This is a genomic window from Hanstruepera neustonica (assembly GCF_002895005.1).
GTDB lineage: Bacteria > Bacteroidota > Bacteroidia > Flavobacteriales > Flavobacteriaceae > Hanstruepera > Hanstruepera neustonica.
Genome location: NZ_POWF01000011.1, coordinates 80,088 through 101,811, shown reverse-complemented (window position 1 = coordinate 101,811; position 21,724 = coordinate 80,088). Strand labels below are relative to the sequence as shown.

The window sequence follows — 21,724 nt, the reverse complement described above, 5'->3', positions numbered from 1 at the left end:
CTAATTGCAGTAGCAAATAAGTTATTAAAACAGGCATTTGCTATCGCAAAAAGCGGATTGCCTTATAATGAAAACTTTGTTTCAAAATTAGCTTAAAATTGCTTGTTTTTTAACTCAGTTCTTTGTTGTGAGCAGTAGTTATTCTGATTTTAATTCCTTTATTTTTTCTTCAGATAAATTCAAAAACTCCGCAGCATTATCAAAAAAAATATCTTCCTTTTGTTCTATAGTCAGAAAATCAGCTGAATTTACTGCATCCACTGCAATGTCAATTGTCTCTGGCCAAACCATTTGGTCGGTTCCAAACATTATTCTATTACCAAACCCAGAATCTACTAATCCTTTCAGGAAGTTATGAAGTTCTTCTTTTGGTAATATCCAATCTATTGCGGCAATGTCCAAATACAATTGCGGATGGGCATATAACATAGCTTTCATATCATCCAAATAAGGCCAGCCACCGTGCATTACGTATACTTTTAGTTTGGGATGACTCACAAGTACTTCTTCAAGTTGTTTTGGGTTTGCATTTCTTACCCTAACTCTGTCCATTCCCATATGATAAATTCCTCCAGGTGGTCCACCAGGCATAATGTGAAATCCAACAGGAAGATTTAGTTCCTCTGCTAAATCAAAAAACGGTTTTTGACTATCATCATCTGCTGTTATTCCGCCATAGAATGGATTCAGTTCTCCTATAGCATAAAGATTTCCATTTTCAGCCATTTTCCTTAAACTGTCCAAAGGCATATTTCTACCACTAATGAGAATTTTGTCTGGTGCGTCCTCAAACCATATTTGTCCATCCGAAGTTAAAGCGAGAACTATATTGTGCTTTTCAAATTTCTTAAAGGTTTCGGCTTTTTGTTCTTCAGGTGTATGGACTCCCTTATAAGTCTCATTTTTTAGTGGATTAGGGTGGTCCATTCCGAACATCATTCCACCTATGTCCTTATTATATGCGTGAATGTGCATATCTATAATAGGACCATTATAAAGTTCAATTACTGTTTCTGTTCCACTTGCAGCATTCTGCGTGTCATTTTTGCAACTATGAATAGCAAAACAGAAAACAAATAATGTAAAGATTTTAATTTTCATATGGTTGGGTTTTATTGCTCACAATGTATGGATAACATTACTAGTCATGTTATATTTATGATAGTTACACCCAAATCGGGCAGATAACATCACTTGTTATGTTATTCATATTCCCAAATCTAATCATTTTAAACCACTTAAACCATACATACCTGTACCTAGTTTTTAGAGCCAAATTTGGGTCAGTGTTCCTTTAGGTCTGTGTCAGGTTTTATTAAGGTCTCCTTAAGGTCTGCTTAAGGTTAACCCTTGAAAATTCCTACAAATTCAACCACACAAAAGCTGGTTTTACTAGGAGCTCCTTGCAGTCTCCTTCGGGTTTCCTTCGGGTCTCCTTCGGATGTGCTTCGGGTCAGCTATCGAAAATTCTTACAAAAGGAGGGCGTTTATGCCATTTAAAACCCAAAACCCCATAAAACCACCTCAAAATCAAGCCCAAAAAAAATAGCTTTTTTATCAACCCATCCATGCCCAAATACCTAATTTAATTTTGTAAATTTGCCTGCGTTTAACAACGCAACATGACAACGACAACTAAATACATCTTTGTAACTGGAGGCGTAACCTCTTCACTGGGAAAAGGCATTATTGCCGCCTCACTCGCCAAACTACTGCAAGCACAAGGATACCGCACCACCATTCAAAAACTGGACCCCTACATCAATGTAGACCCAGGAACCCTAAACCCGTACGAGCATGGTGAATGCTACGTAACCGATGATGGTGCCGAAACCGATTTGGATCTGGGCCACTACGAGCGCTTTCTAAATGTGCCAACCAGTCAGGCAAACAACGTGACTACAGGACGTATTTATCAAAGTGTTATTGAAAAGGAACGTCGTGGTGAGTTTTTAGGAAAAACCGTGCAGGTTATTCCACACATCACCGACGAGATTAAAGAGCGTGTTCAAATTTTAGGCAAGTCTGGCGATTATGATATTGTCATTACAGAAATAGGAGGAACTGTTGGGGATATTGAGTCCCTGCCCTATATAGAAGCTGTACGTCAGTTAAAGTGGGACCTGGGCGAAAACAATGCCATTGTCATCCACCTGACACTCATACCATATCTGTCCGCAGCGGGAGAGCTTAAAACCAAGCCAACCCAGCACAGTGTCAAGACCCTTATGGAAAGCGGTGTGCAAGCCGATGTATTGGTGTGCCGTACCGAGCATGAATTACCAGAAGATTTACGAAGCAAATTGGCTTTGTTCTGTAATGTGCGTGAGGAAGCGGTTATTCAATCCATTGATGCATCAACCATTTACGATGTGCCCAACCTCATGCTCAAGCAAGGTTTGGATCAAGTGGTTCTTAAGAAGTTAGGCTTGGAAAGTGCCACGCCCGATTTAACGCAGTGGAACCAATTTTTAAAGCGTCATAAAAACCCAGTTACCGAAGTCACTATTGGATTAATTGGTAAGTATGTAGAATTGCAGGATTCCTATAAATCCATTTTGGAGGCCTTCATTCATGCTGGTGCCGAAAATGAAGTAAAGGTCCATGTAGAGCCTATCCATTCAGAGTATTTAAACGAAGATAACATTGCGGTTAAATTAGCGCACTTAAATGGTATTTTGGTAGCGCCAGGTTTTGGTGAGCGTGGTATAGAGGGTAAGATAGATGCTGTAAAGTATGTGCGTGAAAACAATATTCCATTCTTTGGAATTTGCTTGGGTATGCAAATGGCAGTTATTGAATTCGCCCGAAATGTATTGGGGCTTAAGGATGCCAACTCCACCGAAATGGAACCAAAAGCCGGCAATCCGGTTATCGATTTAATGGAATCGCAAAAGGATGTGACCGACAAGGGCGGAACCATGCGTTTAGGTGCTTGGGCCTGTGATTTAAAACCAAACAGTATTGTGCATAAGGTCTATAAAGCCAATGCTATTATGGAGCGCCACAGACACCGATATGAGTTTAACAACAAGTACAAAGCTGATGTTGAAGCGGCTGGCATGATAGCCACAGGAATCAATCCGGACACCCAATTGGTGGAAATTGTTGAAATTCCTGAGCATCCATGGTTTGTGGGTGTGCAGTATCACCCTGAATATAAGAGTACGGTAGCCAATCCACACCCCTTATTTGTGGCATTTGTAAAGGCTGCCTTAAAACATAAAAATAAGCAGAAAGGTGTCACTATGGCACAATAACAATATTGGAGAGCTTTTTGTAATCCCAACGTAACTCCAAAACTAATTGGAGAAATAGTGAAATATGGAAGAAAAGAAATTTGATTTAAATTCGATTATAGGATTCATTCTTATTTTCGGAATATTAGTGTACATGATGTACACCAACCAACCAACTCCTGAAGAACTAGCCGAGCAGGAAAAAGCAAAACAAGAACAAGTTGAAGCCGAGAAAAAGGCAGCCGAACAGGAAGCTACAGCGGTTACCACTGCTGAAGACTATTCGGTAACCAACGTTCGGGACTCCATGCAAATGGTGGCACTAAACAACAAGTTGGGTGCTTTTGCGTATTCGTCAACATTACCATCGGCCAAGCCAACCGAAACTTTGGTTGAAACCGATTTGCTGGCCATCAAGTTTAGCAACAAGGGTGGTTATATCTCTGAAATCAAACTCAAGGAGTTTGTTGATTTTAACGAGGTGCCAATCTACATCATTAAGGATGGCAATGCGAATTTCAATATCAATTTCGGTACAACCGATAGCCGTATTCTGAATACCAAGGATTTGTATTTTGAGCCAACGATTACCAAGAGTGGTGATAATACGGTGGTTTCTATGAAACTGAAAGTATCACCGCAACAATACCTGGAATACCGCTATGAGCTAAAGCCTGATGACTACATGATGGATTTTACCATTCGGTCACAAGGGTTGAGCAACGTCATCAATAGTTCTCAAGAAGTCAACCTGGACTGGGATTTAAAGGCTATTCGTCATGCCAAGAGTATTTCCTATGAAAACAGATATACCGAAGTGGTTTTTGAATATGAAGGTGGTAAGGATGATTATTTGGGTCAGCAGGAATTAACTGATGACACGGCTTCCGATGTAACCTATGTGGCGTATAAACAACACTTCTTCACATCTATTCTTCTAGCCGATACACCATTTAAAACAGCTCGTTTAGAGTCACGTAATCTGGTGAAAGATGAAGAGATAGATACCCTGTTCACCAAAGCCTTTGCTACCAAATTACCTTTGGAATTACAAGGAGGTGAAATCAATAAAAACATGAACTGGTACTATGGTCCAAGTGATTATAAAATCCTGAATAGCTACGATAGAAACCTGGATGAAGTGGTGCCATTGGGTTGGGGAATCTTTGGTTGGATAAACCGCTATGTATTTATTCCTATGTTTGGTTTTTTAAGCGGTTTCTTACCCTATGGTATTGCCATTATTGTCATGACTATCCTGGTGCGTATTGTGATGTCACCTGTAACCTATAAGTCCTATGTGTCTCAAGCCAAAATGAAGGTGTTAAAACCTGAAATAGCCGAGATTAATGAGAAGTACAAGGATAACCCAATGAAAAAGCAGCAGGAAACAATGGCCTTGTATAGCAAGGCTGGCGCAAGCCCGATGGCTGGATGTTTACCAGCATTGATGCAGTTGCCGGTTTTCTATGCCTTGTTCCAGTTTTTTCCTTCAGCATTCGATTTAAGACAAAAAAGTTTCTTATGGGCTGAAGATTTATCGTCTTATGATACCATTGCTAAACTCCCATTTCATATTCCATTTTATGGAGATCACGTGAGTTTGTTCCCAATATTGGCATCATTGGCAATCTTCTTCTACATGCGTATGACTACTGGTCAGCAAATGGCGTCGCAACCAACACAGGAAGGGATGCCAGACATGGGTAAAATGATGAAGTACATGATTTACTTCTCGCCAATCATGATGTTGTTTTTCTTTAACAATTATGCATCTGGTTTGAGTTTGTACTACTTTATTTCCAATTTGATTACCATTGGTATCATGTTGGTGATTAAGAACTACATTATCGATGAAGATAAGATTCATGCCAAGATTCAGGAAAATAAAAAGAAACCTAAAAAACAAAATAGGTTCCAGAAGAAAATGGCCGAAATGATGGAGCAGGCAGAGCAGCAAAAAAAGAATCAACAACGTAAATAAATAAGAAGCTGCCTCTTTTGGCAGCTTTTTTGTTATAACATTTCACAAAAAGTTTCGTTAACAAAAAAACAAATAAGAAAACAGGTTTTATGAAGCAGTGCGTTTTAGTGATGATGGTTTTGATGTCAGCTACCATGTTAGGTCAGACTTTAAATGGATTTGATAGTAATGGTAAACGTCATGGTAAATGGAAAAAGAACTTTGAAGGTACCCAGGTTGTCAGATACGAAGGCGAATTTTCACATGGTCAGGAAGTGGGGCTTTTTAAATTCTATAAGAATATTAAAGGTGTCCCAGTTCTAACTGCCACGAGACAATTCCATGCCAATGATGATTTGGCGGACGTGACGTTCTATGCATCCGATGGTCGTGTCATTAGTGAAGGTCTAATGCGCGGAAAAGTATATATAGGTCCTTGGAAGTATTACCACAATAACAACAGCAAACAACTCATGACATTGGAACACTACAACAATAAAGGGGAGTTGGATGGCAAAAAGTTTATTTACTATCCTAATGGTCAAATAGCGGAACAATCCTTTTATAAAGCCAACAAACTGGATGGTGAAGCTGTTTGGTATAGTGAAGACGGTGTTCTGATTAAAAAATACCATTATGTCTTGGGTGAGTTACATGGTGAGGCCAAGTTCTATGACAAGGCTGGTGTTTTGGTTGCCGAAGGTGTGTATAGAAAAGATAAGAAGCATGGTATCTGGAAATATTATGAAAATGGGGAACTAAAAGAAGAAAAGGATTTTACCGTAAGAAGTAAAAACCCATACAAAAAGAAATAACGGATTGTAAAGAGTATAAAAAACGAAAGCTCCTTAATCAGTTAAGGAGCTTTTCTTATTTAGGTATTATCATTTTAATGTTGTGAGCTATTAATCAATCAAAATGGAGAGTTACCTAAACATAAGTGAGGTCAATATAGATATTAATATCAATATTTCAAAACAGTTTAAAGTAAAAAATCACAATATGACACGTATTATATTGATTATCATGATAATAAAATTTATTTATTTGGTTCTGTTATTTTCAAAATGATAGGATTGACACTATCAATTAATATAAATATTGCGGTAATTGCCGTATATTTGCAAGCAAATTATGAATAAACAAAAACGCGTTATAGTTGGGCTTTCTGGAGGTGTGGATTCCAGTGTCGCTGCATACCTTTTAAAAGAGCAAGGGTATGAAGTCATTGGCTTGTTCATGAAGAACTGGCACGACGATTCCGTAACGATTTCTGATGAATGCCCTTGGTTGGACGATAACAATGATGCCATGTTGGTGGCTGATAAATTGGGTATTCCTTTTCAAACAATTGATTTGAGTGAGCAATACAAAGAACGTATTGTGGATTATATGTTCAAGGAATATGAAAGCGGAAGAACACCCAATCCTGATGTGCTTTGTAATCGTGAAATCAAGTTTGATGTATTCATGAAAATCGCTTTGGATCTCGGAGCTGATTATGTAGCAACAGGTCATTACTGCCGTAAAGGAACCATTGAAAAAGATGGTGAAACTATCTATCAATTGTTGTCGGGTGTTGACACCAATAAGGATCAATCCTATTTCTTATGTCAGTTGTCACAGGAACAATTGTCAAAGGCATTATTCCCAATTGGCGAATTGACCAAGCCTCAAGTTCGGGAAATTGCGACTAGACTTAATCTGGTAACCGCTGATAAAAAGGATTCACAAGGTTTGTGTTTTATTGGTAAGGTGCGCTTACCAGATTTCTTGCAACAGCAACTCAAACCAAAAGAAGGTGTTATTGTACAAGTTCCGGACTCTAATACTCAATACGGAAATCAAAAAAGTCAGTTTGATTCAAAAGTTGCTGAATTGGAGTACAAATCCAGAAAACTAAAATATGCCATCACGGACGGTAAAATTGTGGGGAAGCATCAAGGTGCTCATTTTTACACCAAGGGACAGCGTAAAGGACTGGCTGTAGGTGGTACTGTTGAGCCCTTATTTGTCATTGATACGGATGTTGCTGAGAATGTGATATATACAGGTGAAGGTAAATCACATCCAGGATTGTATAAAACGGCGCTATTTATTTCAAATAGCGAACTCCATTGGATTCGTGAAGATTTGGCCTTACAGGATGGAGAATCTATGAGTGTTAAAGCACGAATTCGATATAGACAACCCCTGCAACAAGCTACATTACACAAAGTTGACAGTGGCATGTATGTGGAATTTGAAGAACCGCAATCGGCTATAACCGAAGGACAGTTTGCTGCCTGGTATCAAGACGATGAACTGATTGGATCCGGAGTCATTTCTTAAAACTTACTTCTACTGATTAAAGTGATTTCATTTTCTTACTTTTGAAAATGTCATTTCGAATGCAGTCGAGAAACCTCTCCATAAAAGTAAAAATATGCAAAATAGAGTAACCAAACTTTTCAATATACAATATCCCATCATTCAAGCAGGTATGATTTGGAACAGCGGCTGGCGATTGGCATCAGCAGCCAGTAATGCCGGCGCTTTGGGCTTAATAGGTGCCGGCAGTATGTATCCAGATGTATTACGGGAACATATCCAAAAATGCAAGCAGGCAACTGATAAACCTTTTGGTGTGAATGTCCCCATGCTGTATCCCAACATTCAGGAAATCATGGATATTATTGTAGAAGAAGGTGTTCAAATTGTATTCACTTCCGCAGGAAACCCGAAAACATGGACTGCATGGTTACAGGAAAAAGGCATCACGGTTGTACATGTGGTGAGTAGTGTGAAGTTTGCTTTAAAAGCCCAGGAAGCGGGTGTAGATGCGGTGGTTGCAGAAGGTTTTGAAGCAGGTGGTCATAATGGCCGCGATGAAACAACAACCTTGACATTAATCCCGATGGTAAAGGAACAATTGGAAATCCCATTGATTGCTGCTGGAGGTATCGCTACGGGTCAAGCCATGTTGGCTGCGATGGTTTTGGGAGCCGATGCCGTTCAAGTGGGTAGTCGGTTTGTGGCTAGTGAGGAAAGTTCAGCTCATCAGGCCTTCAAACAAGTGGTGGTTGACGCCAAAGAAGGAGACACCCAATTGACATTAAAAGAATTAGCGCCTGTTCGTTTGGTAAAAAATAAATTCTATAATGAGGTTCAAGAATTGTATAAAACGGGACCATCCGTAGAGCAATTAAAGGAATTGTTAGGTCGTGCCAGAGCCAAACGCGGAATGTTTGAAGGCGATTTGGAAGATGGCGAATTGGAAATTGGCCAGATAGCAGGATTGATTCACGATATTAAACCAGCTGCTCAAATTGTTCAGGATTTAATGCGGGAGTTTGAAGAAGCTAAATTAAAGGTTGCTAGTCTTTAAATGTTTTACTGCCGTAAAACGGTACCGAATATAACTTACTGGATCCGTTATCCGTTCTGTTGAATTCTATTAATAGTTTTTTAATGTTTAATGGTGTCTCTTGTTCAACTAGAGTATGATCACGTTTGCTCGTAAAATACAACGTATCGTTTTTGACAAATGGGCAATAATCCATTTTATCGGAATTAATATTTGGCCCTAAATTTTCAGCCTTTGACCATCCTGTATTGGATCGTCTACTGATATAAATGTCACCACTTCCTAATCCATCTTCTCTGTTGTATCCCCCAAAAAGCAGATAAGATTCGTCTGGTGCAATAAACGCATTGTACTCATAACTATCGGAATTTATGGCGTTTGGTAAAGGTACTGGTGATTCATAAGATCCATCATTAAAAATGCTGACATAAATATCATCTTTTCTATTTTTGGAAGTATCATCACGAGTAAAATAGAAATTTCCGCTATGACTTATTGATGGGTAAAATTCACCATATTCGGTATTAATGGGACTACCCATATTTTTCGGTATCGACCATTCAGAATGAAGATTCTCACGTTCAACGTACCAAATGTCAAAATCTTTTTGTTCGGTTTGAGTTTGATCTAAAGGGCGTCTAGAAACAAAATAAAGTTTGAGGCCATCTGGTGCATAAAAGGGCTCTAAATCAAAATGAGTACCCGAAAACGATGCGACTTCTGGTGAGTTCCAGGAACCATCTTCCTTGCCTACTGAAATAATTACCGAAAGTTTACCCATAACACTTTGAGCTGTAAACAGCATTTCGTTACCATTTGGTGAAATGGCAATATCTCGCACATTAGGGAAAAGGGTTGTTAATTCGGATTCAAATGGTTTTGGAGCTTCTTGTGCAAATCCAAAAACATGATAAATAAGGAGCGGTATAATGTAGTAGTTTTTCATAATATGAACTTTTAAAACAAGATACTAAATACATTCAGGCATCATTCTTAAGACTTTGTTAATCTATAAAATGTTAACTGTATAAAACAAAAGGAATACACTACTTTTGCGCTATGGTTTTGAGAGACTACACCAAAGAGTTTAAATACAATTGGCAATTGGCTGCACCAGTTATGTTGGGTATGTTGGGTCATACCTTTGTCAGTTTTGTGGACAACATTATGGTTGGTCAATTAGGAACAGCGGAATTAGCTGCAGTGTCCTTGGGAAATAGTTTTATGTTTATTGCCATGTCTCTAGGAATTGGTTTTTCAACGGCCATTACGCCTTTGGTGGCTGAAGCAGATGCTGAAAGGAATTTTGAGGAAGGAAAATCCGCTTTTAAACATGGTTTGTTTTTGTGTACAGCTTTAGGGATCGTACTGTTTCTAATGGTATTTTTTTCAAAACCCTTAATGTATTTAATGAAACAACCTGATGAGGTAGTAAAATTGGCAATTCCTTACCTAGATTTGGTGGCATTTTCATTAATTCCATTAGTATCTTTTCAGGCTTTGAAACAATTTGGTGATGGATTGTCCATGACAAGATATCCCATGTATGCGACACTCGTGGCGAATATTGTGAATGTTGTTTTAAACTACTTACTTATTTTTGGTAAGTTCGGTTTTCCAAAAATGGGTATCGTGGGGGCTGCCTATGGGACCCTGATCTCAAGGTTCGTGATGGTTGCTTTTTTATGGTGGATGCTCAAAGGTCATGAAAAATCAAAAGCTTATGTGAGTCACATTAAGATAATGGTTTTGGACAATAGGATGCTTAAAAAAATAGTAGCATTAGGCTCACCAAGTGCCATGCAAATGTTCTTTGAAGTGGCTATTTTTACGGCCGCCATATGGTTAAGTGGTTTGTTGGGTAAAAATGCCCAGGCTGCCAATCAAATTGCATTAAATTTGTCATCCATGACATTTATGGTAGCCATGGGATTAAGTGTGGCATCCATGATTCGGGTGGGTAATCAAAAAGGATTGCAACAGTATTTGGATTTAAGACGTATTGCATTTTCCATTTTTTTAATGGGAACTTTGTTTGCTATTTTCTTCGGATTGGTGTTTTTTGCATTTCATAAGGAATTACCGAAATTATATTTAGACGAAAAAGATCTGGTGAACCTAGTTGATAATACCGAAGTACTTCAAATAGCTTCCAAGTTATTGATAGCTGCGGCAATTTTTCAAATAAGTGATAGTATTCAAGTGGTGGTACTAGGTGCCTTACGTGGCTTACAGGACGTCAAAATACCAACCTTGATTACATTTATATCCTATTGGATAATAGGATTTCCGATAAGTCTATATTTTGGACAGGAAAACACGATGGGTAGTTTTGGAATCTGGCTAGGCTTGTTAGCTGGACTTACAACTGCAGCAATATTATTGTATATTAGATTTAATTATTTGACCAAAAAACTAATTGATATTAAACATGGACTTTCCTAAATTTTTATTGGGTGATAACACAGATTATCCCGATTCTATATTTGTAATTCATACGGAGTTCCCAAGATTCATTATTAATCTGGAAAACGATGATGTAGAATGGCTAGAGGATTTTGATCAGCATGATCAGAAAGAATTGGAGCAGGAGGCTGAAAATTTAATTCAACAAGCAACAGATTTTTATGATAGAGAAATAAGCCGTTACGAAGAATAACCATGTTAGAACAATTACTACAACTAGATACTGAACTATTTTTACACCTGAATAACCTAGGCTCTACAACATGGGACGCCTTTTGGATGTTTTATACTACTAAATTTTACTGGATACCCTTGTATGCTGTTTTGTTGTTTTTGATTTTTAAAATGCCCAATCCCAAAATTTTTATTCTAACGGTTGTAGTTATTTTTTTGATGGTGTTGTTTACCGATCAGGTAACCAATTTGTTTAAAAAGGTTTTAGTTATGCGGTTACGACCTTGTCATGATCCAGCTTTAGAGGGATTGGTAAGATTGGTAAAACCTTTCTGTGGTGGAGAATATGGGTATTTTTCAGGACATGCATCCAATTCTATGGCTGTGGCGGTTTTCAGTGGATTGATGCTGCGGTATCGTTACAAATACCTTATTTTCATTATGTTATTTTGGGCAGCCTTGATGGGTTATAGCCGGATATATATTGGCGTGCACTACCCGTTGGATGTAGTAAGCGGTATGGTATTTGGAGCGCTTTCTGGTTTTTTATTTTACAAATTGGACAAGTACTTGCAAAACCGGTTTAGAATGCGGTAATTATTTTTTGGTAAGTACGTAATAGTTAGCTTTTAACCGATCCTTGTATTGGCGAGAATCTTTAGATACGCGGTTTAAATCAAAAACGGTGATTTTTTCAAACTCATAACTATTTTGTAGTATTTCAAAATCCTCTGGGCTGGCACCAATAGTCAGTAATCCGAAGATGTCTTCTTTTGGCAGTTCAATAGTGTTTGTTTCTGATTTAATGGGAGGTATTTTGGCACCATATTGCCAAATCAATTCTGGTGCTATATAATTTAATTGATATAACGCCCTGTCATCAGTTTTTTTTAACTCATCAATAGGATGGTATTCAGTACTTGAAAACGTATTTTTAAGCGGTAAGCCTATTACCAATAATATGGCAAAAAAACTAAACGATAGATAGAACGTTTTTGAAAGGTCTTTATGTTGTAATGATTTAAAAATTGAGAAACCGATTATAAAAAGAAGTAAAGCGGTTACAGTAAATATTGCCCAATAGCCCGTCAGGGCGTCTTGTAAATACCAATAACCAAGAATACCGAAAATAAGTCCAATAAGTCCAATCAAACCAAAGTTAAAGTAAACCGGTATGGTCTCTCTTTTGTCCTTTATGTTTTTAAATTCTCTAATCAAATAGTCAATATAAAACGTAATATTGATTGATAAAGGAATTAAAACAGGCATCAGGTATCGCGATTTCTTTTCTGGAATTATAGATAGAAGCACAACAGCCATTAATGTCCATAGCAAACTGAATTGATAAGCTTTTAGATTATTCACACGACTTTTTAAGTAAGGGTAGAGCAAACTTATAAAAGCAGGAATGGTCCATAATCCACTTTGTGTAAAGAAACTCCAATAGTAGTAAAATGGTCTCACATTATAAGAGCTCCAGTTTCCGGTTTCTCTTTCAGCTATTGCCGTAAAAGTTTCAGGATCATTTATTCTTACGAATACATACCACCAACCACCAAGTGCAATTCCCAGTAATAACAACCCCAAGATTATCAATATTTTTTTTGGCAAAGGTTTGTATTTATAGGTGAATCCGTAGGCTATTAAAAAAGGTAGGAATAGTGCATAAATTGAAATGGGTCCTTTACTTAAAAAGGATAGTCCTATAAAAAAACTGACTAAAAATAGGTGTCTTATGAAGAGTTTGGATTCTTGAAATAAAAGGATGAGGTAATAGATAGCAACACTCATTAAAGCATGGGTAAAAATATCCCAGGGTGCTTCTATAATAATACCGATGACATAAAATGAGGATCCTAATATTAAGCCATTATTAAAAGCAAAGGTTTGGTTATGAGTTAATTTATAGGAAATTTTATAAATAAACGTCACCAATAGTATCACCATAAGGGCAGCAGGCAATCGCATTGCAAATACACTGTCAATTCCAAAAATCAATCCCGATATAGCGGTAAGCCATGTGGGTAATGGCGGTTTTTCATAGCGTGCTTCACCGTTCATGGTTGTTAATAACCAATTATTATCGGTTATCATTTCGCGTGCTGTAATGAAATTTCGAGCCTCCATAATGGTGACATCCAAAACATGAAGATTTGGCAACAACACAATCGCAAAGATTAGACAGAGTGTTTGTATGGGATATTTTTTAATGAGGCTGGCTAGCATCTTTATGGATTAAAATTAAATTTCGAATGTAAATAATGGCTCCCAAAATATGACCAGTGAACAATACGGGATCTTTTCTAAAAATGGCATAGGTTAAAATGAGTATGGAGCCTGCTAGACTCAATAACCAAAACCCTAATGGTAATGATGATTGTTTTTGTTTTTCTGAATATAACCATTGGTAAACGAACCTTAACGTGAATACTACTTGCGAAACAATACCCAACGTTAATAGCCAAAAAGGAATAGCCTCATTTTTGAATAATTTTTCAACATCAATAGTATTGTTATTGAAATAATAAATAATGACAAATGTTGGCATCAATAGAATAAACCATTGCAACCATTTAGGAAATTTTTCCCATTCATTTTGCAACTGTAAATTACGGATGTAGATAAAATAAGTCAGTCCCTGACCCAGCATAATGGCAAAATCATCACGTAAATAACCATAAATGAACAATAGGAGTGAAGCAATTAAACTTAAGGTCCAAAATATAGTTGGGGTTATGACACGTTTATGTTTTTCTGAATATAGCCATTGAATTATTAAACGAGAAGAGAAAAGGATTTGGGCAAAAAACCCGATACTATATATTATCCAGTTACTCATTCGCTTTGTTTTGCAACGGAATAATTAATGTACTTTTTCTTCATCCATAAATAGGCAAAACAATCCATTAATGGACCTATCAATCTATTCCATAGCCCAAATTTAGCCTGACCGGCAATTCGCGGAAAATGCTGAACGGGAATTTGTATAATTTTACCTTGTTGCAGTAAAATCATAGCAGGTAAAAATCGGTGAAGCCCTTTAAACATGGGAATGCGTTTGGCATATTCTGTTTTTATGACTTTCAGTGGACAACCCGTATCATCCATACCGTCATGCGTAAATGCTCTCCTAATGCCATTAGCAATAGTAGAAGACATATTTTTGACAAACGAGTCTTTTCTATTGGCTCTAACGCCAGTTACTAAATCATATTCACCAATGTACTCCAGGAGTAAATTAAAGTCTTCGGGAGCCGTCTGTAAATCGGAATCGATATACCCTACCAATTCGCTATTGGCGTAATCAAAGCCTGCTTTGATGGCAGCACTTAACCCGCGATTTTCCGCAAAACTGATATAACTGAAATTTTCCTGTCGCTCAACTATCGTCTCTATAATCGTCTGACTATTATCTTTTGAGCCATCGTTAACGAAAAGAATCTTTGTTTTTTTGGAAGCTATTTTGGAGTATTCTAAAAGCTCTTTTTCAACACGAAGTAAGTTGTCTTCCTCATTATACACAGGTACAATGATTGTAAATTCGTAAGCCATATTGAATGTGTTGGTTATACAAATGTATTCTTTTTAGTGGAATTCCAATCTTACAGAAAAAAAATGTTTCTTTGTATCAGAATATAGATTTATGAAAATACTGGTTACCGGAGCTGTAGGATTTATTGGTTCGCATACGGCAGAACGTTTAAAACAATTGGGTCATGAGGTTGTGGGTCTTGATAATTTTTCACCCTATTACAGTGAAGAATTAAAAAAGTTGAATGAATCTGCCCTTAAGAATCAAGGAATTGAAGTCCTTAAAATTGATTTGCGAACTGCAGATTTAATAAACGAGTTACCGCAAGATATTCAATATATCTTTCATTTTGCAGCTCAACCTGGTATTTCAGCGTCCTCAAGTTTTGAGGACTACTTTTCCAATAATATAATAGCAACCAAAAATTTAATTGATTACGCGTTACAGCTTAAGGGTTTAAAATTGTTTGTCAATATTGGAACCTCGTCAATATATGGATTGGAGGCCACTTTTCCAGAAGATGTGGCACCTAAACCAGCTTCACATTATGGTGTTACCAAATTGGCAGCCGAACAATTAGTACTTCAAAAAAGTCGTGAAAAACAAATGCCAGCTTGCTCATTACGCTTGTATTCCGTTTTTGGACCCAGGGAACGTCCTGAAAAAATGTATACGAAACTCATTGCCTGTGGTTTTAATGATGAAGCTTTTCCATTGTATGAAGGAAGTGCCAAACATTTACGAAGTTTTACATATGTTGATGACATTGTAGATGGAATAGTGAGTGTCATTGGTAAGGAAACATTGGTAAACGGCGAAGTCATTAATCTGGGGACAGAGATTGAACATACCACACAAGAAGGTATTGATGCTGTCGAGGAAGTTATGGGTATGACTATTAAAATGGACCATGTTGCAGCCAGAGCGGGAGATCAATGGCGCACCAAAGCGAACATTGATAAAGCCAGAAAATTATTGGATTACAACCCTGGAACTTCTTTGGTTGATGGCGTTAAGAAGCAGGTGGCTTGGTACAAAGAAAACTTTCTATAAATCGGTTTTTAAATTAAGGAGATAATCGGCAGCGGCAAATGGTGTCGTTTTGTTTTGTTCTATCAGATGTAATTGCTTTGTTAAGGCTTTTTTTATAGTGGGATTTTCAAAGAAAGCTAGATGTAATTGCTCCTTAATAGTTTGAATCAACCAGTACTTGTTTTGTTCCTGACGTCTTTTTGAAAAATAACCGTTTTCTTTTGTCAACTCTAAATAAGCTTCAATATTGCTCCAAATTGCGTCAATACCATCATTTTTTAAGGCACTACATAGCATGACATTGGGTTGCCATCCTGATGCTTTCTTTGGATACAAGTGTAGGGCTCTACTAAATTCAACCTTTGCTAATTTGGCCGCTTTTAAATTATCACCATCGGCTTTGTTAATTGCTATGGTGTCGGCCATTTCAATAATCCCCCGTTTAATACCCTGTAGCTCATCACCGGCACCTGCCAATTTTAAAAGTAAAAAGAAATCTACCATATCATTTACGGTAGTTTCACTTTGCCCAACGCCTACGGTTTCTATGATAATGGTATCAAAACCTGCCGCCTCACATAATATAATGGTTTCACGTGTTTTCCGAGCGACACCACCCAAGGTTTCTCCCGAGGGCGAAGGTCTAATAAAGACATTCGTGTCTTTTACTAAATCTTCCATACGGGTCTTGTCACCTAAAATACTGCCTTTAGTAACAGAACTACTAGGATCAATGGCTAACACAGCAATTTTTTTTCCGAGTTTTGAAAGATACTTACCAAACGATTCTATAAAGGTGCTCTTTCCAACACCAGGAACTCCGGTAATACCAATTCGTGTCGATTTATTTGCAAAGGGTAAACAGCCCGTTATTATCTCATGAGCTGTGCTTGAATGTTGTGGATTTTTACTCTCAATAAGAGTAATGGCACGACTTAATGCTGTAATATCACCCTTTAAGATATTTGAAATTAAGGCTTCAGATGATGGTTGTGATTGACGCTTTTGTTTGATTTTGTCAATGGCCTGCGAGTTTGTGATTTCAGAATCTGAAACACCTTCACGTTCATGTAAAGCTGAAGTATGTGGCTTTTTTTTAGTCAAATGTATTTAATGGAACTGCTATTTTGGTTTGATCCCAAACCATGGTTAGTGCTAAATGATCTAAAGTGCTATCAAAACCAATCGTGAACTGCTCAATGGTCTTGTCTATATGCTGAACAGGTACGGTCAAATTAATGATATCAAATTCAGGTTCACGCATGGCTTTCATTTCGGTATCAACACCCCAAGAATATTGTTTGGTATTAAACATCACTTGCCAAGTGGAATCATTGGGTATTGTCCAAAGTGTATATTTTCCTGCAGGAAGTGAGTCATTATTGATTTTTAGGGGTTTATTCGTTTTAAATGTGGTTGCTTCATTGGCACCTGTTCGCCATACCTCTTTATAGGGTACCAATCCGCCAAAAATTTCCCTACCGCGTTTATAGGGTCTGTTGTATACGACATCCATTTGTAAATCATTTTGAGCTAATGACACAGTATCAATAGGACTTTTTCTGGGCTTTAACAGGCTATTATCATCAAAATAGGAATAGCAGAAGAGACCAATTGCAATCACTAGAAGAAAACCGAAAAACCACTTAAATAATTTATTCATCTAATTCTGAAATTTTTATGGATTAAAGATACCGCAATTGCTTTATCTAATAAAATACTAAACATTTTTTTTTGACCGATAGTATTAATTTAAAAAAATAAATATCTTTTTGCAACATTAGATTTTTTTTATCGTCTTTAAGTTGAACTAATCAAAAACCAAAAGTACAGCATGTTTCAAACAGACATTATTGAAAAATGCAAAACCAATGACCGTAAAGCACAAATGCAGTTATACAACCAGTACTGCAATGGGATGTATATTGTGGCTAAACGGTTTATGAAAAACGATGCTGAAGCCGAAGATGTTGTTCAGGATGCTTTTATAAAAGCCTTTACGAAATTACATCAATACAATGCTGAAGTGACTTTTGGCGCTTGGTTAAAACGAATTGTCATTAACACGAGTATTGACACCTTGAAAGCCAACAAACAACGTTTAGTTGAATTGGAAGAAGTGCACCTGAAAGTTGTTGATACTAGTTATGAAGACAAATGGTTGGTAGACGATGCTGTAACAGTTGATGAAGTAAAACAGGCAATCAATACACTATCAGAAAAGTATCGATATGTTGTCATGCTTTATTTAATTGAAGGCTATGATCATCAGGAAATCTCTGAAATACTGGACATTTCTGAAGTGGCTTCAAGAACACAGCTATACAGAGGAAAAGTAAAATTGCAAGAACTGTTAAAAAACAAAAAAAATGGCACAAGATATTAGAGATTTGATTAAGAACGATAGTAGCAAAACCCAAGGGAAAATGCCAGAAGGACATGAAGCGCGATTTCTGAAGAAATTAGATGCGGAGTTACCCCTTCATGAAGAAAAGTCGTGGTCTTGGTTACAATTAGCGGCGAGTGTGGTTATTGTTTTAGGATTAAGTTTTGGAGCCTATAATTATTTTAAGGTTGATAATCTAGACACACCCACACAAGTTGTAGATACTAATGCAGGACAGCCATATACCAAGTCTTTAGGTGATATTTCACCAGATTTAAAAAAGGTTGAAGACTATTATTTGGCCAGTATCAATTATGAGTTGTCTAAGGTCAAACTTACTCCTGAAAACAAAGAGCTCATTGACGGTTATTTAAGCCAGTTAGCTGAATTGAATAAGGAGTATAAAAATCTCTCTTTGGAACTGACCAATTCTGGGCCTAATGAGTTAACAGTTAATGCGTTGATTACCAATTTAAAGCTTCGTTTAAATCTTATGTATCGTCTTAAAGAACAATTAAACACATTAAACAACTCACAATCAGATCAAAAACGAACAACAGCGTAAAATAAAATAACATGAAAAATAAAATCTTAAATATGATCCTACTATGCTTTTGTTTGAGTCTGACAGCTCAACAAAAGTTAGATAAAATTTCACAGTCCGTAAACGTCAATGATAACGTGAACATTGACTTGAATACGAGTTATACTAACATTGAAATTGACACCTGGAATAAGGACATTATTGAAATTGAAGCCTATGTTGAAAGTAATGTTTTAAGCAAGGATGAACTAAAAAAGCATTTGGACAACTGGCGAGTAAGTGTCGATGGTTCAAAAGATCGCATCATCATTTCATCAAATTCTGATGGCCTATCATGGTCTGAACAGTCAACTTTATTTGAATTGCAATCATTGGATGCACTGCAAGATCTTGAACTGGAACTTGCCGATATCCCTGTCATGCCAATGGTGGATAAACTATTGGAGTCTATGGACCTAGCCAATATGCCTAAAATGCCCAAAATGCCAAAGATGCCCAAATTACCAGACTTACCAGAAGGTATGGATGCTGTGAGCTTCGATTTTGACAGGTATGAAAAAGAGGGTGAAGCCTACATGGACAAATGGAGTGATGAATATGCTAAAAAATATGGAGAGGCCTATGCAAAAAAAATGGAAGATTGGGCAAAATCTGTAGATTCTGAAGCCTTGGCAAAATATGAAAAAGAAATGGAAGCATGGGGTGAAAAATTTGGCGAAGAGTTTGGGGAAAGCTTTGGTAAGGACATGGAGAAATGGGGTGAGGAATTTGGTGAAAAATTTGGAAAGAGTATGGAAAAATGGGGCGAAGAGTTCGGAGAAGAATTTGGAAAAAGCATGGAAAAATGGGGAGATGAGTTTGGTAAGCAAATGGAAGAACAAGCCAAAGTTTGGGAAGAACAAGCTAAAGTACTTGAGGAGCGTGCCATGGAGAATGAGGAGGCCCAGCGCATGCTATTTGAGTCCAAAACATCAAAAAATTTGAATGTTAAAAAGACCCTTAAAATTAAAATACCTAAAAAGGCTAAATTAAATTTAAATGTAAGACATGGTGAATTAAAAGTATCATCTGTAATCAATAATCTGAAAGCTGATTTAAACCATGCCACATTTTTGGCAAATAGTATTGACGGAGAAAAAACCTCCGTCAATGCTTCCTATGGATCTGTATTTATTAAAAAATGGCAGTTGGGCACCCTGAAATTGAGTTTTGTTGAGAATGCTATTTTGCAAGATGTTAATGGCTTGGTCCTAAATTCTAATTCATCCAGTATTGGTATTGATAAACTGTCAGGAAATGCTATTCTAACTGGAAGTTTTGGTGATTTGACAGTTCATAGTGTATCCGATGATTTTAATAATCTTAATATTACTTTAGACAATAGTAATGCCGCCATCAAGTTGCCAAGCGTTGATTTTAACTTACAGTATCATGGCAAAAATTCAAGATTATTCCATCCAAAAAATAAGGAAAGCAATCAGGTATCTTCATTTAATTTGGGAAGCATGAATAGCAACAAGACTATTGCTATAAATGCACGTTACAGTAAAGTTGTCATGGAATAGATTGTTATATTTGGGTACTTATAACCCAATGTTATGTCATCACATGATTTCTTATCCACTCTATCTTCTTTTAGCTCAAATCCATGCTTTGTATTAGACAAAGCCATTCCACTTCAAAAATATGTTCCCATTGATTTATCAGTCAATAATCATCATCTGGACTCATTCAATTTAGAATCTTCTGTTGCCTGGGAAGCTTATATTACCAATTATTGTAAAGTAAGAAACGCTCAAGTAGCTTTTGGTGGTTATTTAGAAAAGCGCAATATTTATAAACGCAGTAATCATTTTAATGCGGCCCACTTGGATTCAGAACGCAATATCCATTTAGGGATTGATTTATGGACGTCGGTTGAGACTCCTATTTTTGTACCATTGGATGGCGTGATTCATAGCTATGCCAACAATACCAATTTTGGTGATTATGGCCCGACCATAATTTTAAAGCATGAAATCAATGGGTTTACATTTCACACGCTTTATGGGCATTTGAGTATGGAATCCATCGAAAATAAAAAGATTGGTCAGGTATACAAAACAGGAGATCATCTGGCGACTTTGGGATCATCGGCTGTTAATGGTGATTATGCACCACATCTTCATTTTCAGATAATAATTGATATCGAAAATTATCATGGTGATTACCCTGGGGTTTGCAGCCAATCAAACGTTACGCACTACCAGACCAATTGCCCAGACCCGAATTTATTATTAAGATTGGCTTAATGAGAAACTAAAACTTTGTAGGTTTTTTTATGCCCATTATCATCAAAAATATCCATAAAGTACAAGGCGTTTTTTAAGGAGGTAACATCAACGGAAATGCTTTGATCAGTTTTTTGTAAATCCGTCATATCAGTGTTTAAAACCATTTTGCCTTCTATGGTATAAATTACAATGGATTCAATAACAGCCTCGCTATTATTTTTGATTGTAATGTAGTTATTTGCCGGATTCGGATAAATCGAAAACGCCATGAGATTGTTTTGGTCCACACTTAAAGTTTCCAACAAAATGTCATTGGCAGTTCCTAAAATATCGTTGCCACCACTGTTAACTACAACAGTTCCATCAACGGTATCATAATTATGGGAAATGGAAATAGCTTGGTTGCTATCAAGGACTTCAAATTCAATTGTGAAAATCACTTCATCCGTTGTAATGTTTCCAGAAAGACTGGCAGCTTCATACTTAACTAGTCCTGGGGTGCTGATGTCATTGACAGGTGTAAAACCAAATGCATAAACCGGTGTTAGACTATTTAATTGTAACACGCTAGGATTGTATTCCAATTTAATTCGTAATGCATTATAGGGACTGCCTGTTGAGGTTATTGAATAGTTTAACGTTTGCCCATTGGTAAACGGAGGCATTTGATCCACATTTGCGACTAAATCAACCGATTGAGCCGATAAAAATGCTGTTGAAAATAGCATTGATACGATTACTGTAATATGTTTTTTTAATGAATTCATGA

21 protein-coding genes are annotated in these 21,724 nt (G+C 37.0%); 13 read left to right on the top strand and 8 right to left on the bottom strand.

Features of this window, described 5'->3' with window-relative positions:
* Positions 1 to 138: 138 nt before the first annotated feature.
* Complete coding sequence (locus C1T31_RS13670) at positions 139 to 1,101, bottom strand: amidohydrolase family protein (protein ID WP_103053080.1); 963 nt, start codon at positions 1,099 to 1,101, stop codon at positions 139 to 141.
* A gap of 521 nt (positions 1,102 to 1,622) precedes the next feature.
* Here C1T31_RS13670 and C1T31_RS13665 point away from each other — a divergent pair.
* The 5 genes from C1T31_RS13665 to C1T31_RS13645 all read left to right on the top strand — a co-directional run bounded on the left by C1T31_RS13665 (position 1,623) and on the right by C1T31_RS13645 (position 8,569).
* Complete coding sequence (locus C1T31_RS13665; RefSeq protein ID WP_103053079.1) at positions 1,623 to 3,260, top strand: CTP synthase; 1,638 nt, start codon at positions 1,623 to 1,625, stop codon at positions 3,258 to 3,260.
* A 64-nt stretch (positions 3,261 to 3,324) separates the two neighbouring features.
* On the top strand, positions 3,325 to 5,223 hold the full coding sequence (gene yidC / locus C1T31_RS13660) for a membrane protein insertase YidC (protein WP_103053078.1): 1,899 nt from the start codon (positions 3,325 to 3,327) through the stop codon (positions 5,221 to 5,223).
* 89 nt (positions 5,224 to 5,312) lie between these two features.
* The gene (locus C1T31_RS13655) at positions 5,313 to 6,017 is read left to right on the top strand and encodes a toxin-antitoxin system YwqK family antitoxin (protein ID WP_103053077.1); all 705 of its coding nucleotides are present in this window, start codon (positions 5,313 to 5,315) and stop codon (positions 6,015 to 6,017) included.
* Positions 6,018 to 6,336: 319 nt separating this feature from the next.
* Positions 6,337 to 7,533 (top strand): tRNA 2-thiouridine(34) synthase MnmA, encoded by a 1,197-nt coding sequence (gene mnmA / locus C1T31_RS13650; protein WP_103053076.1) that lies wholly within the window; start codon positions 6,337 to 6,339, stop codon positions 7,531 to 7,533.
* Between the two features lie 94 nt (positions 7,534 to 7,627).
* Positions 7,628 to 8,569, top strand: a complete 942-nt coding sequence (locus tag C1T31_RS13645) for an NAD(P)H-dependent flavin oxidoreductase (RefSeq protein ID WP_103053075.1) — start codon at positions 7,628 to 7,630, stop codon at positions 8,567 to 8,569.
* On the opposite strand, the gene C1T31_RS13640 is transcribed toward C1T31_RS13645, so the two are convergent.
* The gene (locus C1T31_RS13640) at positions 8,559 to 9,494 is read right to left on the bottom strand and encodes a TolB-like translocation protein (protein ID WP_103053074.1); all 936 of its coding nucleotides are present in this window, start codon (positions 9,492 to 9,494) and stop codon (positions 8,559 to 8,561) included. The genes C1T31_RS13645 and C1T31_RS13640 overlap by 11 nt on opposite strands.
* Positions 9,495 to 9,607: 113 nt before the next feature.
* Here C1T31_RS13640 and C1T31_RS13635 point away from each other — a divergent pair, with 113 nt between their 5' ends.
* Genes C1T31_RS13635 through C1T31_RS13625 form a run of 3 tightly spaced genes read left to right on the top strand, consistent with a single transcriptional unit; the run spans position 9,608 to position 11,785 of the window.
* A complete protein-coding gene (locus tag C1T31_RS13635; RefSeq protein WP_103053073.1) occupies positions 9,608 to 10,993 on the top strand; it encodes an MATE family efflux transporter in 1,386 nt (461 codons plus the stop codon).
* Entirely contained in the window at positions 10,980 to 11,207 is a 228-nt protein-coding gene (locus C1T31_RS13630) for a hypothetical protein (RefSeq protein WP_103053072.1), read from the top strand. The genes C1T31_RS13635 and C1T31_RS13630 overlap by 14 nt, the downstream gene beginning before the upstream one ends.
* Before the next feature lie 2 nt (positions 11,208 to 11,209).
* Complete coding sequence (locus tag C1T31_RS13625) at positions 11,210 to 11,785, top strand: phosphatase PAP2 family protein (protein WP_103053071.1); 576 nt, start codon at positions 11,210 to 11,212, stop codon at positions 11,783 to 11,785.
* Here C1T31_RS13625 and C1T31_RS13620 read toward each other — a convergent pair whose 3' ends face one another.
* The 3 genes from C1T31_RS13620 to C1T31_RS13610 are packed head-to-tail and all read right to left on the bottom strand — an operon-like array spanning position 11,786 to position 14,740.
* Entirely contained in the window at positions 11,786 to 13,414 is a 1,629-nt protein-coding gene (locus C1T31_RS13620; RefSeq protein ID WP_103053070.1) for an ArnT family glycosyltransferase, read from the bottom strand. It lies immediately after the preceding gene.
* Positions 13,395 to 14,027, bottom strand: coding sequence for a lipid-A-disaccharide synthase N-terminal domain-containing protein (locus tag C1T31_RS13615; protein ID WP_103053069.1), 633 nt, complete (start codon positions 14,025 to 14,027; stop codon positions 13,395 to 13,397). The genes C1T31_RS13620 and C1T31_RS13615 overlap by 20 nt, the downstream gene beginning before the upstream one ends.
* Positions 14,024 to 14,740: a glycosyltransferase family 2 protein gene (locus C1T31_RS13610; protein WP_103053068.1), complete on the bottom strand. Its 717-nt coding sequence runs from the start codon at positions 14,738 to 14,740 to the stop codon at positions 14,024 to 14,026. The genes C1T31_RS13615 and C1T31_RS13610 overlap by 4 nt, the downstream gene beginning before the upstream one ends.
* Before the next feature lie 91 nt (positions 14,741 to 14,831).
* Between C1T31_RS13610 and C1T31_RS13605 the strand changes: the two genes are divergently transcribed.
* On the top strand, positions 14,832 to 15,773 hold the full coding sequence (locus C1T31_RS13605; protein ID WP_103053067.1) for an NAD-dependent epimerase/dehydratase family protein: 942 nt from the start codon (positions 14,832 to 14,834) through the stop codon (positions 15,771 to 15,773).
* On the opposite strand, the gene meaB is transcribed toward C1T31_RS13605, so the two are convergent.
* Positions 15,768 to 16,856, bottom strand: a complete 1,089-nt coding sequence (gene meaB, locus C1T31_RS13600; protein ID WP_103053066.1) for a methylmalonyl Co-A mutase-associated GTPase MeaB — start codon at positions 16,854 to 16,856, stop codon at positions 15,768 to 15,770. The genes C1T31_RS13605 and meaB overlap by 6 nt on opposite strands.
* Positions 16,849 to 17,415, bottom strand: a complete 567-nt coding sequence (locus tag C1T31_RS13595) for a DUF2911 domain-containing protein (protein WP_103053065.1) — start codon at positions 17,413 to 17,415, stop codon at positions 16,849 to 16,851. The genes meaB and C1T31_RS13595 overlap by 8 nt, the downstream gene beginning before the upstream one ends.
* Positions 17,416 to 17,586: 171 nt before the next feature.
* Here C1T31_RS13595 and C1T31_RS13590 point away from each other — a divergent pair, with 171 nt between their 5' ends.
* From C1T31_RS13590 to C1T31_RS13575, 4 genes are read left to right on the top strand one after another with little or no spacing between them, the layout of a single operon-like run.
* Complete coding sequence (locus C1T31_RS13590; protein WP_103053064.1) at positions 17,587 to 18,138, top strand: RNA polymerase sigma factor; 552 nt, start codon at positions 17,587 to 17,589, stop codon at positions 18,136 to 18,138.
* A complete protein-coding gene (locus tag C1T31_RS13585) occupies positions 18,122 to 18,703 on the top strand; it encodes a hypothetical protein (protein ID WP_103053063.1) in 582 nt (193 codons plus the stop codon). The genes C1T31_RS13590 and C1T31_RS13585 overlap by 17 nt, the downstream gene beginning before the upstream one ends.
* Positions 18,704 to 18,714: 11 nt before the next feature.
* The gene (locus C1T31_RS13580; protein ID WP_123912684.1) at positions 18,715 to 20,247 is read left to right on the top strand and encodes a YggN family protein; all 1,533 of its coding nucleotides are present in this window, start codon (positions 18,715 to 18,717) and stop codon (positions 20,245 to 20,247) included.
* Positions 20,248 to 20,280: 33 nt separating this feature from the next.
* Complete coding sequence (locus C1T31_RS13575; protein ID WP_103053061.1) at positions 20,281 to 20,973, top strand: peptidoglycan DD-metalloendopeptidase family protein; 693 nt, start codon at positions 20,281 to 20,283, stop codon at positions 20,971 to 20,973.
* Here C1T31_RS13575 and C1T31_RS13570 read toward each other — a convergent pair.
* Entirely contained in the window at positions 20,970 to 21,722 is a 753-nt protein-coding gene (locus C1T31_RS13570) for a T9SS type A sorting domain-containing protein (RefSeq protein WP_123912683.1), read from the bottom strand. The two genes, C1T31_RS13575 and C1T31_RS13570, sit on opposite strands and share 4 nt — an antisense overlap.
* Positions 21,723 to 21,724: the final 2 nt, after the last annotated feature.

What these genes read in the sequence shown, in the direction of transcription:
- C1T31_RS13670 (WP_103053080.1), bottom strand. Translation starts at nt 1,101, where the DNA reads ATGAAAATTAAAATCTTTACATTATTTGTTTTCTGTTTTGCTATTCAT.
- C1T31_RS13665 (WP_103053079.1), top strand. Translation starts at nt 1,623, where the DNA reads ATGACAACGACAACTAAATACATCTTTGTAACTGGAGGCGTAACCTCT.
- yidC (WP_103053078.1), top strand. Translation starts at nt 3,325, where the DNA reads ATGGAAGAAAAGAAATTTGATTTAAATTCGATTATAGGATTCATTCTT.
- C1T31_RS13655 (WP_103053077.1), top strand. Translation starts at nt 5,313, where the DNA reads ATGAAGCAGTGCGTTTTAGTGATGATGGTTTTGATGTCAGCTACCATG.
- mnmA (WP_103053076.1), top strand. Translation starts at nt 6,337, where the DNA reads ATGAATAAACAAAAACGCGTTATAGTTGGGCTTTCTGGAGGTGTGGAT.
- C1T31_RS13645 (WP_103053075.1), top strand. Translation starts at nt 7,628, where the DNA reads ATGCAAAATAGAGTAACCAAACTTTTCAATATACAATATCCCATCATT.
- C1T31_RS13640 (WP_103053074.1), bottom strand. Translation starts at nt 9,494, where the DNA reads ATGAAAAACTACTACATTATACCGCTCCTTATTTATCATGTTTTTGGA.
- C1T31_RS13635 (WP_103053073.1), top strand. Translation starts at nt 9,608, where the DNA reads ATGGTTTTGAGAGACTACACCAAAGAGTTTAAATACAATTGGCAATTG.
- C1T31_RS13630 (WP_103053072.1), top strand. Translation starts at nt 10,980, where the DNA reads ATGGACTTTCCTAAATTTTTATTGGGTGATAACACAGATTATCCCGAT.
- C1T31_RS13625 (WP_103053071.1), top strand. Translation starts at nt 11,210, where the DNA reads ATGTTAGAACAATTACTACAACTAGATACTGAACTATTTTTACACCTG.
- C1T31_RS13620 (WP_103053070.1), bottom strand. Translation starts at nt 13,414, where the DNA reads ATGCTAGCCAGCCTCATTAAAAAATATCCCATACAAACACTCTGTCTA.
- C1T31_RS13615 (WP_103053069.1), bottom strand. Translation starts at nt 14,027, where the DNA reads ATGAGTAACTGGATAATATATAGTATCGGGTTTTTTGCCCAAATCCTT.
- C1T31_RS13610 (WP_103053068.1), bottom strand. Translation starts at nt 14,740, where the DNA reads ATGGCTTACGAATTTACAATCATTGTACCTGTGTATAATGAGGAAGAC.
- C1T31_RS13605 (WP_103053067.1), top strand. Translation starts at nt 14,832, where the DNA reads ATGAAAATACTGGTTACCGGAGCTGTAGGATTTATTGGTTCGCATACG.
- C1T31_RS13595 (WP_103053065.1), bottom strand. Translation starts at nt 17,415, where the DNA reads ATGAATAAATTATTTAAGTGGTTTTTCGGTTTTCTTCTAGTGATTGCA.
- C1T31_RS13590 (WP_103053064.1), top strand. Translation starts at nt 17,587, where the DNA reads ATGTTTCAAACAGACATTATTGAAAAATGCAAAACCAATGACCGTAAA.
- C1T31_RS13585 (WP_103053063.1), top strand. Translation starts at nt 18,122, where the DNA reads ATGGCACAAGATATTAGAGATTTGATTAAGAACGATAGTAGCAAAACC.
- C1T31_RS13580 (WP_123912684.1), top strand. Translation starts at nt 18,715, where the DNA reads ATGAAAAATAAAATCTTAAATATGATCCTACTATGCTTTTGTTTGAGT.
- C1T31_RS13575 (WP_103053061.1), top strand. Translation starts at nt 20,281, where the DNA reads ATGTCATCACATGATTTCTTATCCACTCTATCTTCTTTTAGCTCAAAT.
- C1T31_RS13570 (WP_123912683.1), bottom strand. Translation starts at nt 21,722, where the DNA reads ATGAATTCATTAAAAAAACATATTACAGTAATCGTATCAATGCTATTT.